15 protein-coding genes and 1 tRNA gene are annotated in these 15,344 nt (G+C 76.0%); 12 read left to right on the top strand and 4 right to left on the bottom strand.

What is annotated here, in order from left to right:
- Positions 1 to 197 precede the first annotated feature (197 nt).
- The 9 genes from fdh (at position 198) to ACSNOB_RS14050 (ending at position 10,540) form a co-directional block, all read left to right on the top strand.
- Complete coding sequence (gene fdh / locus ACSNOB_RS14090) at positions 198 to 3,494, top strand: formate dehydrogenase (RefSeq protein WP_436687052.1); 3,297 nt, start codon at positions 198 to 200, stop codon at positions 3,492 to 3,494.
- Positions 3,484 to 4,548 carry a 4Fe-4S dicluster domain-containing protein gene (locus ACSNOB_RS14085; protein ID WP_436687051.1) on the top strand — a complete coding sequence of 355 codons (1,065 nt, stop codon included), beginning with the start codon at positions 3,484 to 3,486 and terminating at the stop codon, positions 4,546 to 4,548. Before fdh ends, ACSNOB_RS14085 begins: the two co-directional genes overlap by 11 nt.
- Positions 4,473 to 5,528, top strand: coding sequence for an NrfD/PsrC family molybdoenzyme membrane anchor subunit (gene nrfD / locus ACSNOB_RS14080; RefSeq protein ID WP_436687050.1), 1,056 nt, complete (start codon positions 4,473 to 4,475; stop codon positions 5,526 to 5,528). The genes ACSNOB_RS14085 and nrfD overlap by 76 nt, the downstream gene beginning before the upstream one ends.
- Before the next feature lie 45 nt (positions 5,529 to 5,573).
- Positions 5,574 to 5,669: transfer RNA gene (locus tag ACSNOB_RS14075), tRNA-Sec, on the top strand.
- Between the two features lie 20 nt (positions 5,670 to 5,689).
- Complete coding sequence (selA, locus tag ACSNOB_RS14070) at positions 5,690 to 6,994, top strand: L-seryl-tRNA(Sec) selenium transferase (protein WP_436687049.1); 1,305 nt, start codon at positions 5,690 to 5,692, stop codon at positions 6,992 to 6,994.
- A gap of 3 nt (positions 6,995 to 6,997) precedes the next feature.
- Entirely contained in the window at positions 6,998 to 8,761 is a 1,764-nt protein-coding gene (selB, locus tag ACSNOB_RS14065) for a selenocysteine-specific translation elongation factor (RefSeq protein WP_436687048.1), read from the top strand.
- A gap of 41 nt (positions 8,762 to 8,802) precedes the next feature.
- The gene (locus ACSNOB_RS14060) at positions 8,803 to 9,000 is read left to right on the top strand and encodes a hypothetical protein (protein WP_089000292.1); all 198 of its coding nucleotides are present in this window, start codon (positions 8,803 to 8,805) and stop codon (positions 8,998 to 9,000) included.
- A 1-nt stretch (position 9,001) separates the two neighbouring features.
- On the top strand, positions 9,002 to 10,279 hold the full coding sequence (locus tag ACSNOB_RS14055) for a hemolysin family protein (protein WP_436687047.1): 1,278 nt from the start codon (positions 9,002 to 9,004) through the stop codon (positions 10,277 to 10,279).
- A 75-nt stretch (positions 10,280 to 10,354) separates the two neighbouring features.
- Positions 10,355 to 10,540 (top strand): hypothetical protein, encoded by a 186-nt coding sequence (locus ACSNOB_RS14050; RefSeq protein ID WP_210838630.1) that lies wholly within the window; start codon positions 10,355 to 10,357, stop codon positions 10,538 to 10,540.
- 46 nt (positions 10,541 to 10,586) lie between these two features.
- Here the strand turns inward: ACSNOB_RS14050 and ACSNOB_RS14045 are convergent, their stop codons facing one another.
- The gene (locus ACSNOB_RS14045; protein ID WP_436687046.1) at positions 10,587 to 11,237 is read right to left on the bottom strand and encodes a hypothetical protein; all 651 of its coding nucleotides are present in this window, start codon (positions 11,235 to 11,237) and stop codon (positions 10,587 to 10,589) included.
- A gap of 120 nt (positions 11,238 to 11,357) precedes the next feature.
- Here ACSNOB_RS14045 and ACSNOB_RS14040 point away from each other — a divergent pair, with 120 nt between their 5' ends.
- Positions 11,358 to 11,561: a hypothetical protein gene (locus ACSNOB_RS14040; RefSeq protein WP_436687045.1), complete on the top strand. Its 204-nt coding sequence runs from the start codon at positions 11,358 to 11,360 to the stop codon at positions 11,559 to 11,561.
- Here ACSNOB_RS14040 and ACSNOB_RS14035 read toward each other — a convergent pair.
- The 3 genes from ACSNOB_RS14035 to ACSNOB_RS14025 all read right to left on the bottom strand — a co-directional run bounded on the left by ACSNOB_RS14035 (position 11,558) and on the right by ACSNOB_RS14025 (position 13,209).
- A complete protein-coding gene (locus tag ACSNOB_RS14035; RefSeq protein WP_436687044.1) occupies positions 11,558 to 12,037 on the bottom strand; it encodes a hypothetical protein in 480 nt (159 codons plus the stop codon). The two genes, ACSNOB_RS14040 and ACSNOB_RS14035, sit on opposite strands and share 4 nt — an antisense overlap.
- Positions 12,034 to 12,246: a phosphatidylethanolamine-binding protein gene (locus ACSNOB_RS14030; RefSeq protein WP_436687043.1), complete on the bottom strand. Its 213-nt coding sequence runs from the start codon at positions 12,244 to 12,246 to the stop codon at positions 12,034 to 12,036. The genes ACSNOB_RS14035 and ACSNOB_RS14030 overlap by 4 nt, the downstream gene beginning before the upstream one ends.
- A gap of 81 nt (positions 12,247 to 12,327) precedes the next feature.
- Entirely contained in the window at positions 12,328 to 13,209 is an 882-nt protein-coding gene (locus tag ACSNOB_RS14025; protein ID WP_436687042.1) for a universal stress protein, read from the bottom strand.
- A 119-nt stretch (positions 13,210 to 13,328) separates the two neighbouring features.
- Between ACSNOB_RS14025 and ACSNOB_RS14020 the strand changes: the two genes are divergently transcribed.
- Together ACSNOB_RS14020 and ACSNOB_RS14015 are read left to right on the top strand one after the other, a co-directional pair.
- Positions 13,329 to 14,075: an SAM-dependent methyltransferase gene (locus tag ACSNOB_RS14020; RefSeq protein ID WP_436687041.1), complete on the top strand. Its 747-nt coding sequence runs from the start codon at positions 13,329 to 13,331 to the stop codon at positions 14,073 to 14,075.
- 81 nt (positions 14,076 to 14,156) lie between these two features.
- Entirely contained in the window at positions 14,157 to 15,335 is a 1,179-nt protein-coding gene (locus ACSNOB_RS14015) for a PP2C family protein-serine/threonine phosphatase (protein WP_436687040.1), read from the top strand.
- The last annotated feature ends 9 nt before the right edge of the window (positions 15,336 to 15,344 follow it).

The following is a 15,344-nucleotide window of genomic DNA, read 5'->3' as shown; positions in this document are numbered from 1 at the left end:
GAAGGGTCTGAAGCAGGTCGACGGGTGGCAGGACATGCCGCTGACGGGGGCGGCGCCGTCTGTCGCGTACCCGAAAAAGGCGAGGCGGACGGTGACCGGCGGGTGGTGATCGGAGGCTCGGGTCGCGGGCGCGTGCGGGCTGCCCTAGTGTTCGAGGGGGTCGACGGCGTCGGGGCCGCGGAAGGGGGTGTCGCGGGGTGGGTCTGCGGACCTTCATCGAGAGCTGGCCGGTCTACCGGCAGCTCACCGGCACCGATCCGCTGGGCCGGGGCGCCGCCGCGCAGTCCGCGCGCTCGGCCGGGCTGACCGCGCGCACCGAGACCGCCGACCGGATGGCCCGCTCGGTCTGCCCCTACTGCGCGGTCGGTTGCGGGCAGCGGGTGTACGTCAAGGACGAGCGGGTCACCCAGATCGAGGGCGACCCGGACAGCCCCATCTCCCGGGGGCGGCTCTGCCCGAAGGGCTCCGCCAGCAAGAGCCTGGTCACCAGCCCGCTGCGGCAGACGAAGGTCCGCTACCGGCGCCCCTACGGCACCGAGTGGGAGGACCTGGACCTCGACGTCGCGCTCGACATGATCGCCGACCGGATCCTCGCCGCCCGCGCCGAGACCTGGGAGGACGTCGACGCCCAGGGCCGGCCGCTCAATCGCACGCTGGGCATCTCCAGCCTGGGCGGGGCGACGCTGGACAACGAGGAGAACTACCTCATCAAGAAGCTGTTCACGGCGATGGGGGCGCTCCAGATCGAGAACCAGGCGCGCATTTGACACTCCGCCACCGTCCCCGGTCTGGGGGCCAGCTTCGGTCGCGGTGGCGCGACGGACTTCCAGCAGGACGTCGCCAACGCTGACGTCATCGTCATCCAGGGCTCGAACATGGCCGAGGCCCACCCGGTGGGCTTCCAGTGGGTGATGGAGGCCAAGCGGCGCGGCGCCAAGGTGTTCCACGTCGACCCGCGGTTCACCCGCACCAGCGCGCTGGCCGACACCTACCTGCCGATCCGTGCGGGCTCCGACATCGCGCTGCTCGGCGGCGTGGTGCGGTACATCCTGGAGAACGAGCTGGACTTCCGGGAGTACGTGCTGGCCTACACGAACGCCGCGACGATCGTCAGCGAGCGGTTCGTCGACACCGAGGACGGCGACGGGTTCTTCTCGGGTTTCGACCCGGAGACGGGCAGCTACGTCCAGGACTCCTGGCAGTACGCGGGCCACGAGTCCGACTCGGGCAGCGGGCACACCGCGAAGGAGCGGGACACCGCCGCCGGGCTGCGCCACGAGTCGCACGGCGCGCAGGTTGGCGGGCAGACCGAGCGGGACGAGACGTTGCAGCACCCGCGCTGCGTCTACCAGATCCTGAGGCGGCACTTCGCCCGATACACCCCGGAGATGGTGGAGCGGGTCTGCGGCATCCCGCGGGAGAAGTTCCTGGAACTGGCCCGGGCGTGGACGGAGAACTCAGGCCGGGAACGCACCGGGGTGCTGATCTACTCGGTGGGGTGGACGCAGCACAGCGTCGGCGTGCAGTACATCCGCACCGGCGCGATCATCCAGTTGCTGCTGGGCAACATGGGCCGTCCCGGCGGGGGGATCCTCGCCCTGCGGGGGCACGCCAGCATCCAGGGCTCCACCGACATCCCGACCCTGTTCAACCTGTTGCCCGGCTACCTGCCGATGCCGCACCACGCCGACCACCCCACCTTCGACGCGTGGGTGGACAGCATCCGCCACCCGGGCCAGAAGGGCTTCTGGGGCAACGCCCGCGCCTACGCGGCGAGCCTGCTCAAGGCGTACTGGGGGGACGCGGCGACGCCGCAGAACGACTTCTGCTACGGGTACATGCCCCGGATGACCGGCGACCACGGCACGTACCAGCAGGTGCTGAACATGATCGACGGGAAGGTGAAGGGTTACTTCCTGCTCGGGCAGAACCCGGCGGTCGGCTCGGCGCACGGTCGGGCCCAGCGCCTGGGCATGGCCAACCTGGACTGGCTGGTGGTCCGCGACCTGTTCATGATCGAGAGCGCCACGTTCTGGCGCAACGGCCCCGAGGTCGCCACCGGCGAGATCGTTCCGACCGAGTGCCGGACCGAGGTGTTCTTCCTGCCGGCCGCCTCGCACGTGGAGAAGGAGGGCACCTTCACCCAGACCCAGCGGCTGCTGCAGTGGCGGGAGAAGGCCCTCGACCCGCCGGGCGACGCCCGCTCCGAGCTGTGGTTCTTCTACCACTTGGGGCGCCGGCTGCGGGAGAAGCTGGCCGGCTCCGACCTGCCGCGCGACCGGGCGCTGCTCGATCTGGCCTGGGACTACCCCACGCACGGCCCGCACGCCGAGCCGAGCGCCGACGCGGTGCTGCGCGAGATCAACGGGTACGACGTGGCGACCGGCCGGCCGCTGTCCACGTTCGCCGAGGCCCGCGACGACGGCTCGACCGCCGTCGGCTGCTGGATCTACTCCGGGGTGTACGCCGACGGCGTCAACCAGGCCGCCCGGCGCAAGCCCCGGCACGAGCAGGACTGGGTGGCCGCCGAGTGGGGCTGGGCCTGGCCGGCGAACCGGCGCACCCTCTACAACCGCGCCTCCGCCGACCCGCAGGGCCGCCCGTGGAGCGAGCGGAAGAAGTACGTCTGGTGGGACCCGGACGCGGCGGAGTGGACCGGCTACGACGTGCCGGACTTCGAGCGGACGAAGCCGCCGACGTACCGGCCGCCGGAGGGCGCGTCCGGCACGGAGGGGATCGCCGGCGACGACCCGTTCGTCATGCAGGGCGACGGGAAGGGCTGGCTGTACGCGCCCAGCGGGGTGCTCGACGGCCCGCTGCCGACGCACTACGAGCCGGCCGAGTCGCCGGTGCGCAACCCGCTGTACCGGCAGCAGGCCAACCCCACGCGCAAGGTGTACGCGCACCCGGTGAACTCGGTGAACCCGAGCCCGCCGCAGGAGCACAGCGACGTCTTCCCGTACGTGTTCACGGTCAGCCGGCTCACCGAGCACCACACGGCGGGCGGGATGAGCCGCACCGTGCGGCCCCTGGCGGAGTTGCAGCCGGAGATGTTCGTCGAGGTGTCGCCGGAGGTGGCCGCCGAGCGGGGCCTGGCGCACCTGGGTTGGGCGCACCTGGTCAGCGGGCGGGCGGTCATCGAGGCGAAGGTGCTGGTCACCGACCGGCTGACGCCGCTGCGGGTGGACGGCCGGGTGATCCACCAGGTGTGGCTGCCGTACCACTTCGGGTTCGAGGGCCTGGTGACGGGCGACTCGGCCAACGACCTGTTCGGGATCACCCTGGACCCGAACGTGCTGATCCAGGAGAGCAAGATCGGTACCTGTGACGTGCGTCCGGGCCGCCGGCCCACCGGCCCGGCCCTGCGGGACCTGGTGGCGGACTACCGGCGGCGCGCCGGCATCGAACCCGGCCACCCGCCGCCGACCGTGACGCCGGGGGCGGTCCCGGCGGAGACGGCCGGCGACGGCGGGGAGGGCCGCGGTGCTTCCTGACCCGAACAGCCTGTCCGGGCCGCTCGATCCCGCCCCGGAGGCGGGCTGGGCCGACGCCCCGCCCCGGATGGGCTTCTTCACCGACACCAGCGTCTGCATCGGCTGCAAGGCCTGCGAGGTGGCGTGCAAGGAGTGGAACGACGTCCCCGGTTCGGGGCTGGACCTGCTCGGCATGTCGTACGACAACACGGGCGCGCTGACCGCCAACTCGTGGCGGCACGTGGCGTTCGTCGAACAGCCCCGCCCGGCCGGGCACCGCAGCCCGCCGTTCGCCGGCACCCCGACCGGCGGGTCGGTCAGTGCCTCGTCCGCGGCCGTGGCCGCCGGCACCGGCAACCCGACCGGCACCGATCCGGGTGTGCCGCCGGGCTCTCCGGACGCGGCCGCGCGGATGGCGGGCCCCGGGAGAGCGCCGGCCGGGCCGGAGTTCCTGGGCATGCCCGGGGCGCAGCCGCCGGGGCGCGCCGGCGGCGCGGAGGGGCGCACCGACTTCCGCTGGCTGATGATGTCCGACGTCTGCAAGCACTGCACCCACGCGGCCTGCCTGGACGTCTGCCCCACCGGGTCGCTGTTCCGCACCGAGTTCGGCACGGTGGTGGTGCAGGAGGACATCTGCAACGGCTGCGGCTACTGCATCTCCGCCTGCCCGTACGGCGTCATCGACCAGCGCGCGGGCGACGGCCGGGCGTGGAAGTGCACCCTGTGCTACGACCGGATCGGCGCCGGGATGACCCCCGCCTGCGCGCAGGCGTGCCCGACCGAGTCCATCCAGTACGGCCCCCTCGACGAACTGCGGGAGCGAGCCGCGGCCCGGGTCGCGACCCTGCACGAGCGGGGCGTCGCCGAGGCGCGGCTCTACGGGCACGACCCCGACGACGGGGTGGGCGGCGACGGCGCGTTCTTCCTGCTGCTCGACGAGCCCGAGGTGTACGGCCTGCCGCCGGACCCGGTGGTCACGACCCGTGACCTGCCGAAGATGTGGAAGCGGGCCGGCCTGGCCGCCCTGGCCATGGCGGCGGCGGCCGTCGCCGCGTTTGTCGGAGGTTCCTCGTGAGTCAGAAGCGTGGTGGGCGGCGCGGCGGCGAGGAACTCGCCGTCCCCGAGGCCGAGTTCACCTCCTACTACGGCCGGCCGATCCTCAAGGCCCCCGTCTGGAAGTGGGACATCGCCGCGTACCTGTTCACCGGCGGGCTGGCGGCCGGCTCGTCGCTGCTCGCGGCGGGCGGGCAGGTCACCGGCCGGCCCGCGCTGCGCCGCGCCGGCCGGGTCACCTCGCTGGCGGCGGTCACCGCCAGCGCCGTCTTCCTGATCAGGGACCTGGGTCGGCCGGCCCGGTTCCACCACATGCTGCGGGTGGCCAAGCCGACCTCGCCGATGTCCGTGGGCACCTGGATCCTCAGCGCGTACGGCCCGGCCGCCGGGATCGCGGCGGTCGCCGAGGGCGCCGCGTGGCTGCCCGAGCGGGGCCTGCCGGGGCTCGCCCGCCGGGTGCTACCACCGGTCGGGCACGCCGCCGGGCTGGCCGCCGCGGTGACCGCGCCGGCGCTGGCCACGTACACCGGGGTGCTGCTCGCCGACACGGCCGTGCCGTCCTGGCACGAGGCGTACCCGGAGCTGCCCACCATCTTCGCGGGCAGCGCGCTGGCCAGCGGCGCCGGCGTGGGGCTGATCGCCGCGCCGACCGCGCAGGCCGGTCCGGCCCGGCGGATGGCGGTGGCCGGCGCCGCCCTCGAACTGTTCGGCTCGCACCGGGTGGAGACCCGGCTCGGGCTGCTCAGCGAGCCCTACCGCACCGGGCGGGCCGGCCGGCTGCTGCGCGTCGGGCGGGCGCTGACGGCGGCCGGGGTGGCCGGCGCGCTGCTCGGGCGGCGCAGCCGGACGGTCTCCGCGCTGTCCGGGGCGGCGCTGCTGGGCGCGTCGGTCGCCACCCGCTTCGGCATCTTCCACGGTGGCGTCGCCTCGGCGAAGGATCCGAAGTACACGGTGGTGCCGCAGCGGGAACGCATCGCCCGGCGGCGCGCCGCCGACGGCTGACGCCCGACCGCACCCGCGCGCGGGGGCTGTGGTTCACTGCTGCGTGGAGGCGTTCAGGCGGCTGGTGCCCCTCCCGGTCTTCAAAACCGGTGTGGTCCGGGATCCGGGCCAGGCGGGTTCGATTCCCGTCCGTCTCCGCCAAGCTGCCGGAAGAGGGGGCCATGGGGGACGTCGCCGCCGATCCGCGCCGACGGGTGCCGCGCACCGACGCGCTGCTCGCCGACCCCCGGCTGGCCGCCGCCGCGGCGACCCTGGGCCGGGACCGCGTCAAGGCCGCCGTCCGGGGCGCGCAGGAGCGGGCCCGCCGGGGCGAGATCGCCCCCGAGGCGGTGCGCGACGCCGCGCTGGCCGCCCTGCCCGCGCCCGGCCCCCGGGCCGTGCTCAACGCGACCGGTGTGGTGCTGCACACCAACCTGGGCCGCGCCGCGCTGTCGCCCGCCGCCGTCGCGGCGGTCACCGCCGCCGCCGGGCACACCGACGTCGAGTTGGACCTGCGCACCGGCCGGCGGGCCCGGCGCGGCCGCGACGCCCTCGACGCCCTCGCGGCCGCGGTGCCCGACGCGGGCGCGGTGCACGTGGTCAACAACGGCGCGGCCGCGCTGGTGCTCGCCGCCACCGCTCTCGCCGCCGACGCCGAGATCGTGGTCAGCCGGGGCGAGCTGGTGGAGATCGGCGACGGGTTCCGCCTGCCCGACCTGCTGGAGAGCACCGGCGCGCGGCTGCGCGAGGTGGGCACCACCAACCGCACCACGCTCGACGACTACGCCGCCGCGATCGGCCCGCGTACCGGTTTCGTGCTCAAGGTGCACCCGTCGAACTTCCAGGTCACCGGCTTCACCTCGGCGGTGCCGGTGCGGCGGCTGGCCACCCTCGGCGTGCCGGTGGTCGCCGACATCGGCTCGGGGCTGCTCGCCCCCGACCCGCTGCTGCCCGACGAGCCCGACGCCGCCGGCACCCTGCGGGCCGGGGCGGCCCTGGTCACGGCCAGCGGCGACAAGCTGCTCGGCGGGCCGCAGGCGGGGCTGCTGCTCGGCGCCGCCGACCTGGTCGAACGGCTGCGCCGGCACCCTCTCGCGCGGGCGCTGCGGGTGGACAAGCTGACCCTCGCCGCGCTCGCGGCCACCCTCGCCGACCCGGCCACCCCCACCCGGTACGCGCTGCACGCCGACCCGGGCGCCCTGCGGGGGCGCACCGAGCGGCTGCGCGACGCCCTCGCCGCCGACGGGCGCAAGGCGGAGGTGGTGCCCGCCGGCGCGGTCGTCGGCGGCGGCGGCGCCCCCGGCGTCGAGCTGGCGTCGTGGGCGCTCAGCCTGCCCGAGCGGTACGCCGAGCCGCTGCGCGTCGGGGACCCGCCGGTGCTCGGCCGGGTCGTCCGCGGCCGGCTGCTGCTGGACCTGCGCTGCGTCCCCGCCGACGCCGACGCCGCCGTCCGCGCCGCCGTGCTGCGGGTGCCGGGGGACGACTGAGACGTGTTCGTGGTGGCCACCGCCGGGCACGTCGACCACGGCAAGTCGACGCTCGTCCGGGCGCTGACGGGGATGGAGCCCGACCGGTGGGCCGAGGAGCGCCGCCGGGGCATGACCATCGACCTCGGCTTCGCCTGGTCCACCCTGCCCTCCGGCGCGACGGTCGCGTTCGTCGACGTGCCGGGGCACGAGCGCTTCGTGCCGAACATGCTCGCCGGCGTCGGCCCGGTGCCCGCCGCGCTGGTCGTGGTCGCCGCCGACGAGGGGTGGATGCCGCAGTCGGCCGAGCACCTGGCCGCGCTGCACGCGCTCGGGGTGTCGTACGGCCTGCTGGTGGTGACCCGCGCGGACCTGGCGGACCCGGCGCCGGCGGCGGCCCGGGCCCGCGCGGAGCTGGCGGCCACCTCCCTCGGCGCGGTCGAGGCGGTGGCGGTCAGCGCGGTGACCGGCGGGGGCCTGCCGGAGCTGCGGGCGGCGCTGGACCGGCTCGCCGCCCGGCTGCCGTCCCCGGCGGCCGACGCCCCGGTGCGGCTGTGGGTGGACCGCGCGTTCACCGTCCGGGGCGCCGGCACCGTGGTCACCGGGACCCTCGGCGCCGGCCGGCTGCGGGTCGGCGACGAGCTGGAGCTCGCCGCGACCGGGGAGCCGGTGCGGGTGCGCGGCCTGCACCGCCTCGGCGCGGCCCGGGACGAGGTCGCCGCGGTGGCCCGGGTGGCGGTGAACCTGCGCGGCACGCCCCGGGAGCGGGTGGGGCGTGGCGACGCGTTGCTCACCCCGGGCCGGTTCCACCGCACCGACCTGCTGGACGTCCGGCTGGCCGGCGACCCGGCGGCGGAGCTGCCCGCCACCCTCACCCTGCACGTCGGCGCGGCGGCGGTGCCCGCCCGGGTGCGGCCGCTGGGCCCGGACACCGTCCGGCTGCGGCTGGCCCGGCCGCTGCCGCTGCTGATCGGCGACCGGGCGCTGCTGCGCGACCCGGGCCGGCACCACGTCGCCGGCGGGGTGACCGTGCTGGACGTCGCCCCGCCGCCGCTGACCCGCCGGGGCGCGGCGGCCGCCCGCGCGGGCGTGCTGGCGACCGTGGACGGCCGGCCGGACCTGGCCGGCGAGCTGCGCCGCCGGCGGCTGGCCCGCGCCGGCGACCTGCGCCGCACCGGGGTCGAGGTCACCGGCCGGCCCGTCGCGGGCGACTGGCTGGCCGACCCGGAGCACTGGCGGCGGCTCGGCGCCCGGCTCGCCGAGGAGGTGGCCCGGCACGCCCGGGAGCACCCGCTGGAGCCGGGCGCGCCGGTCGAGCTGCTGCGCCAGCGTCTCGACCTGCCCGACCGGGCGCTGGTCGAGGCGCTGGTCCGGCCGCCGCTGCGGACGCACGCCGGCCGGGTGACCGCGTCCGCCGCCGACGCGCTGCCGGAACCGGTGGCCCGCGCCGTCGCCCGGGTCCGCGCCGAGTACGCCGAGCGTCCGTTCCGGGCCCCCGAAGCCGAGCGCCTCGCCGAGCTGGGGTTGGGGCCCCGCGAGATCGGCGCGGCGGTGCGCGCCGGGGCGCTGCTGCGGCTCGCCGAGAACGTGGTGCTGCTGCCCGGCGCGGTCGACGAGGCCGTCCGGGTGCTGGCGGGGCTGCCGCAGCCGTTCACGCTCAGCGCCGCCCGGCAGGCGCTGGACACCACCCGCCGCGTCGCCGTGCCGCTGCTGGAGCTGCTGGACCGCCGGGGGGCGACCCGGCGACTGCCCGACGACGCCCGGGTCGTGGTCGCGGCCGGGTCCTGAAGCCGCCCCGGCGGGGCCGATGGTCGCCTACCGTGACGCCCATGGACCCTTCCGCGGTCTGGCGGGACAGGCAGCACAAATGGCGGATCGAGGCGTACCGGGCGCCGGACCTGCGTTTCGCGATCTTCGCCACCAACGGCACCACCGAGTCCGCACCGCTGTGGCTGTTCGGGATGTCGGCGCTGGCCCGGTGGCTGATGACGCACAAGATCTCCCTCGACGACCTGGAGGTCGACTGACATGGGGTCGCTGCTCGGGCAGCTCGCGCTGGTGGCCGTGCTGGTGCTCGTCAACGCGGCCCTGTCGGGCAGCGAGATGGCGTTGGTGACGCTGCGCGAGGGGCAGGTGCGGCAGCTGGGACGGCGCAGCCGCTCCGGGGAGCGGCTGGCCCGGCTGGTCCGCGATCCCAACCGCTACCTGGCGACCATCCAGCTCGGCATCACCCTGGCCGGGTTCCTCGCCTCCGCCGCCGCCGCGGTCTCCCTGGCCGAGCCGCTGGTCGGGCCGCTGGGCTTCCTCGGCGGGGCCGCGCGCGGCGCCGCGGTCGTCCTGGTCACCGTGCTGCTCACCTTCGTCACCCTGGTCGTCGGGGAGTTGGCGCCCAAGCGGCTGGCGATGCAGCGCGCGGAACGCTGGGGGCTGCTCAGCGCCGGCCCGCTGGACCTGCTGGCCCGGCTGTCCCGGCCGGCCGTCTGGCTGCTCAGCAAGGCCACCGACGTGGTGGTGCGGCTCGCCGGCGGGAATCCGCGGGCCAGCCGGACGGAGATGACCGAGGACGAGCTGCGGGAGATGCTGGTCAGCCAGCGGGGCCTGTCCGCGCAGCAGCGGGAGATCCTCACCGGCGCGTTCGACATCGCCGGCCGGACGTTGCGGGAGATCCTCGTGCCCCGGCTGGACGTGACCGTGCTCCCCGCGACCCTGCCCGCCGCCGACGGGCTGCGCCGCCTCGCCGCCGCCGGGCGGTCCCGCGCCCCGGTCGTCGGGCCCGGCGGGCTCGACGAGGTGCGTGGGGTGGTGCACATCCGCGACCTCGTCGAGGCGGGGGCCGCGACGGTCGGCGACCGGGCCCGTCCGCCGCTGCTGCTGCCGGGCACCCTGCCGGTGTCCGACGCGCTGCGCCGGCTGCGGGTGTGCCACCAGCAGCTCGCCGTGGTCGTCGACGAGCACGGCGGGGTCGACGGCATGGTCACCATGGAGGACCTGCTGGCGGAGGTGGTGGGAGAGCTGTACGACGAGACCGACCGGGACGTGACGGGGGTGACCCGGGAACCGGACGGCTCGCTGCTGGTGTCCGGCGACTTCCCGCTGCACGACCTGGCCGACGTGGGGGTGCGGCTGCAGTTCCGGCCGTCACGGGAGTACACGACGGTGGCCGGGCTGGTGCTGGCCGGGCTGGGCCACCTGCCGACCGGCCCGGGGGAGACGGTGCACCTGCCGGGGCTGACCGTCGAGGTGGTGGAGGTCTCCGGCCGCACGATCCGCCGGGTCCGCCTGCGGGGCTTCTCCGCCGCGCCCTGACCGGGCCCGCCACGGTCGGGTGAACCCGGACGAACCGGCCACACCCGGGCGGGCGACGGCCGTACCGTCCGGTACGTGAAGGACCGAGGGATGCGCACGTTCGTCACCGTGCTGGCCGGGCTCGCGGTGATCTACTTCGGTACCACCGGCCGCAGCGAGGAGGACGGCCGCGGGGTCTCCGGCGGGCTCGTGGTGCTCGCGCTGCTCGCGGCGCTGCTGGTGTGGCACCTGACCAAGCCGGGCGACAAGACCGTCAAGTGAACCCGCCGCACGCGGCACGCCTGCCGACCCGGCGGGTCGGGGCGCCTCACCGGCCGGCGGCGCGGGCGACCTCGCCGGGGGACTCCTCGCCGAGCGCCACCCGCACCAGCGCCGATGCCAGCCTGCCGAAGTCGCCCGGCCGCACCAGCCCCGCCAGCCGGTCCGGCGAGCGGGGCAGGCCGAGACGCTCCGCGCCGGACAGCGCCCGCCGGTCGGCGTACGGGCGCAGGTCCGCCCAGACCACCTGGACCTCGCGCAGGAAGATGTCGGCCCCGGTCGGGCCGATGCCGGGAAACTCGGTCAGCAGGCGGCGCAGCGCCGCCGGCTCCCCACCCGCCTCGCGGTGCAGCCGGCGCAGGTCGCCGCGCCAGCGGTCCAGGCACAGCCGCGCCCCGGTGCCGAGCATCGTCGAGGTCCGCTCGTCGTAGCGGCGGTAGTGGCCCCGGCCCAGCGCGTCGACGCGGTCCTGCCAGCTCGCCGCCTCCATCGCCTGGGGGGTCCGGTAGCCGGCGGCGAACAGTTCGCGGGCGGCGGCCACCGCGACCCCGGCCCGGATCCGGGTGCTCAGCAGCGTGGCGAGCACCAGCAGTTGGTAGAGCGGGCCGGGTCGGTCGGCGAGCCGGATGCCCGCGTCCTCGGCGTACGTGCGGCCCCGCCGCTCCAGCAGGATCCGCGCCACCCTCCGGTCGTCGCCCATCCTCGGTGTGTACCCGCTGCGGGCCGGGTCACCCCCGCGGCCGTTCGCCCCGGCCGGCATGCCGCAGACGGCACCGGGTAACCGGTGCCGGACCCGGTCGAATCCCGGAAGGAGAGACCCGTGGTGAACCCGCAGCAGGAGGAGTTCCGCCGCAACAACAAGGGCGCCACCAGCCAGGACAGCAAGGGCCCGCGCCCGACCGGCCACCCGCTCAACCGCGGCTCGTCGCGCGGCGACGAGGGCCGGCCGGTGCCGCGGGGGCAGGTCTCGCCGTACGGGCCGGCGATGGAGCCGGTCGCCGACGACGAGAGCGCCGGGGGCTAGCCGTCCCGTCCCGACACGGGCGGCCGCAGCCGGTTCCACGTGGCTGCGGCCGCCACGCCGTACGCGAGGTGCGGCACGATGTCGGCCACCCAGTCCGACCGGCGCCAGGTGCGGGGATCGGTGACGCCGAGCAGCGTCATCGACCCGTCGGACATCGTCATCACGCCGCCGCCGAGCACGCCGGTGGCCAGCGGCAGGGGCATCCGGCGGCCCCGGGCGAGCAGGGCGTACCCGACGCCCGCGGCGACGCCCAACCCGTAGCCGAGCAGGGGCCCGAGGCCCGAGCGGCGGTTCGCCGCCCGGTCCTCGGGCCCCAGGTCCACGTGCGCCACCCCGGCCAGCCGCCCGGCGGTGTCCTCCGGGGTGCTGCTCGCGGGCCGCGCCCGGAGCACCATGTCGAGGTAGCTGACCACGTTCAGGGCGGCGCTGCCGACCGCGCCGGCGATCGCCCCGTCGGCCAGGAGCCGCGCCCTCACTTCGGGTCGCCCGGTTCTCGCTCGCCCTTGGGGCCGTACACCCGGTCACCGCGTACCACGCCCCGCTGCCCACGGTCGGACTGCAGGATCCGGTTGGCGACCTCGTTCGCCTTGCGGTCCGGCACCCGTCGTCCCGAATCGTCGATGGCGTCGCGAATGCGTGCCCGCTGCTTGTCGTACGCGTTGCTGCCCGGCCGTGGTCCTGGCATCACTGCCTCCTCCGGTCGTCCTCGCCGTTGGCGTACCGCGGTCGTCTACCCGTCTGCGCCGGGGCCAACCCCGCGGCGGGCTCAGCGGGGCGCGCGGATGACGGCGACCGGACAGTCGGCGTGGTGCAGTACGGACTGGCTCACCGAGCCCAGCAGCAGCCCGGTGAGCTCGCCGCGTCCCTGCCGGCCCACCACCAGCAGTTGGGCCGACCGGGAGGCCTCGGCGAGTACCGTCGTGGCGCGGCCCCGGACGGTCTCCCGGCGGACCGGCACCTGTGGCGACCGCTCGGTCAGCCCGGCCAGCGACTCGGCCACCACCCGATCCTCCTCGGAGCGCAGCTTGCTCTCGTCGAACACGAGGGGTTGCATGTCGCCGGGGCCGCTGGAGGCCGGGTGCCGGTAGGCGTGCACCGCGACCAGCTCGGCGCCGCGCACCGACGCCTCCTCGATGGCGAACTCCGCGGCGAGCCGGGACGTCTCGGAGCCGTCGACCCCGACCACCACGGGCCCGTCGGGGCGGTCCGTGCCGCGGGCGACCAGCACGGGGCAGTCGGCGTACGAGGCGACCTGCACGGCGACGGAGCCGACCACGAGGGCGGAGAAGCCGCCGAGCCCTCGGTCGCCGAGCACGATCATGGCGGCGGTCGGCGACTCGCCGAGCAGCACCGCGGCGGCCTCCCCGTCGATGATCTCGCCGGAGATCCGCAGCCCGGGCACCGTCGCCTCGGCCTCGTCGGTCGCGGCGGCGACGAGCTGTTCCGCCTGGTGGCGCAGCCCGGCGCCGGGCGGGCCGGCGGCGGGCGCGTCCACCGGCACGTGCAGCAGGGGCCAGATGAACCCGTGCACGATCCGCAGCGGGCGGTGCCGGCGGGCCGCCTCGACGGCCGCCAGCCGTACGGCGCGAAGGGCCGACTCCGAGCCGTCCACGCCGACGACCACCGCCGCGCCGTTCGCCGAGTTCACCGCCCACCTCCCGCCGGTTCCCGGCCAGTATCGCGGTCCGGCGGCTGTCGGCGGGGCGATACCGCCCAGGACGACCGGTCGGTACGCTGTCGACGACCGCCGGGGAGGGAGCGTCGTCGATGGTGGAGCCGGACCAGCCGAGCACCGCGCGAATGATCGATTTCTGGCTCGGCGGGGAGCACCACTTCCCGGTGGACGTGGCGGCGGCCCGCGCCTTCGAGCAGGCGTACGGGCCGTGCGCGCCGGTCTTCCGCGAGCTGCGCGCCTTCCTGGGCCGTGCGGTGCGGGCGATGGTCGCGCAGGGGGTGGACAGCTTCCTGGTCTTCGGCGCCGGGGTGCCCACCATGGGCAACGTGCACGAGGTGGCCCCGGAGGCCACCGTGCTCTACACCGACGTCGACCCGGTCACCATCCGCCTCGGGCAGCGCCTGCTCGCCGGCAGCGACCGGGCCGGCTACGGCTTCGGCGACGCCACCGACATCGGCACGGTGGACCGCGCCCAGTTGCACCGGTTCCTGCCGGGGTGGGGGAGGAGGCCGGTCGGGGTGGTCTTCCTCGGCCTGGCCGCGTTCCTCGACGACGAGACGCTGGCCCGCACCCTCGACGAGCTCTACGAGGCCACGGCGCCGGGCAGCCTGCTCGCGGTCGACTTCGACACCGAGGAGCTGGCCGCGTACCCGGAGGCCCTCGCGATGATGGGCCCGTCGTTCCGGATGCGCCCGCCGGCCGCGTTCGCGCCGCTGCTCGGCCGCTGGACGCCCACCGCCGACGGCATCGTGCCGATCACCCGGTGGCGTCCCGACGGCCCGCCGGCGCAGGTTCCGGACGCCTTTCACGGCGCGGTCGCCGTCCGCTCGGCCGGCTGACCCGGCCTCGCCCGCCGACCGGTCGCCGGGGCCACCTCCGTATGATGCTTGCCCTACGGCAAGTGTTCCGGAGGGTGATCAATGTTGGAGGCACCGGGCCAGGTCTCGCGTGCGCTGCGGACGGCGCCACCCGATCGGGTGGTGGAGGCGGCGGACCAGGCACTCCGGGCCAGCCTGGGCGCGTCCCGCACGGACGTGTTCATCGCCGACTACCGGATCAGCGGGCTGTGGCCGGTGCTGGATCCGGAGCTGCCCGACGGGGGATTCCTCGCCTGCCGCAGCATGGCGCAGCGCTGTTTCAGCAGCCAGCAGCCGGTGACCGACGCGGACGAGGCGGGCCGGTGCCGGCTCTACCTGCCGCTGTCGGTGTGGGGGGAGCGGCTGGGCGTGCTCCTGGTCGAGCTGCCGGCAGCGCCCGGCCCGGACACGGTGGACCGCGTGGCCGACATCGCCGGCGACCTGGCCGTGGTGCTGCGGGCGGCGGACCGGGAGACCGACCGGTACCGCCGGGTCCGCCGGCGGGAGCGGCTGAGCATGGCCGCCGAGATGCAGTGGGAGCTGCTGCCGGGCCGCAGCGTCAGCCATGGCGCGTTCGAGCTGGCCGGCCAGCTGGAGCCGGCGTACACGGTGGGCGGGGACCACTTCGACTGGTCCGTGGACGGTGACCGGCTCACGACGACCGTGCTGAACGGCTCCGGCATCGGGCTGGCCGCGGCGCTGCTCACGGCGGTCACCGTGAACGCGCTGCGCAACGCCCGGCGCTCCGGCGGCGGTCTCGTCGAGCAGGCCGAGCTGGCCTCCGACACCGTCTTCTACCAGCACCGCGGCCACCGCTACGTGGCCACGCTCCTGCTGGAACTGGACACCGTGACCGGTCGGGTGCGGGCGGTGGACGCGGGCTCCCCGCACCTGCTGCGGCTACGCGGCGGCACCGTCACGCCGATCCGGCTGGAGCAGCAGCTGCCGCTGGGCATGTTCGCCGAGGCCCGCTACGACGTGCAGGAGTTCGACCTGGAGCCGGGGGACCGGCTGTTCGTGGTCAGCGACGGGGTGTGGGCGGCCGACCCCGGTGACCGGGGGGCGTACGGCGAGCGGGCGATGGCGCGGGCGATGCGCTCCACGCGGCTGCAACCGCCGGCCGAGGCGGTTGGTACGGTGATGCGCGAACTGCACGCCTGGCACGCGGACACCGATCTCGGCGACGACGCGGTCGTGGTCTGCCTGGACTGGCGCGGTTCCGGCGGCCGGGGCGACGGGTGAGAGCCGTCG

Origin of the sequence: Micromonospora sp. URMC 106, assembly GCF_051386395.1 — a bacterium.
In the GTDB taxonomy this organism is placed as follows: domain Bacteria; phylum Actinomycetota; class Actinomycetes; order Mycobacteriales; family Micromonosporaceae; genus Micromonospora.
Note: the sequence above shows the minus strand (reverse complement) of the source record. Positions and strands in the feature narration are given on the sequence as shown.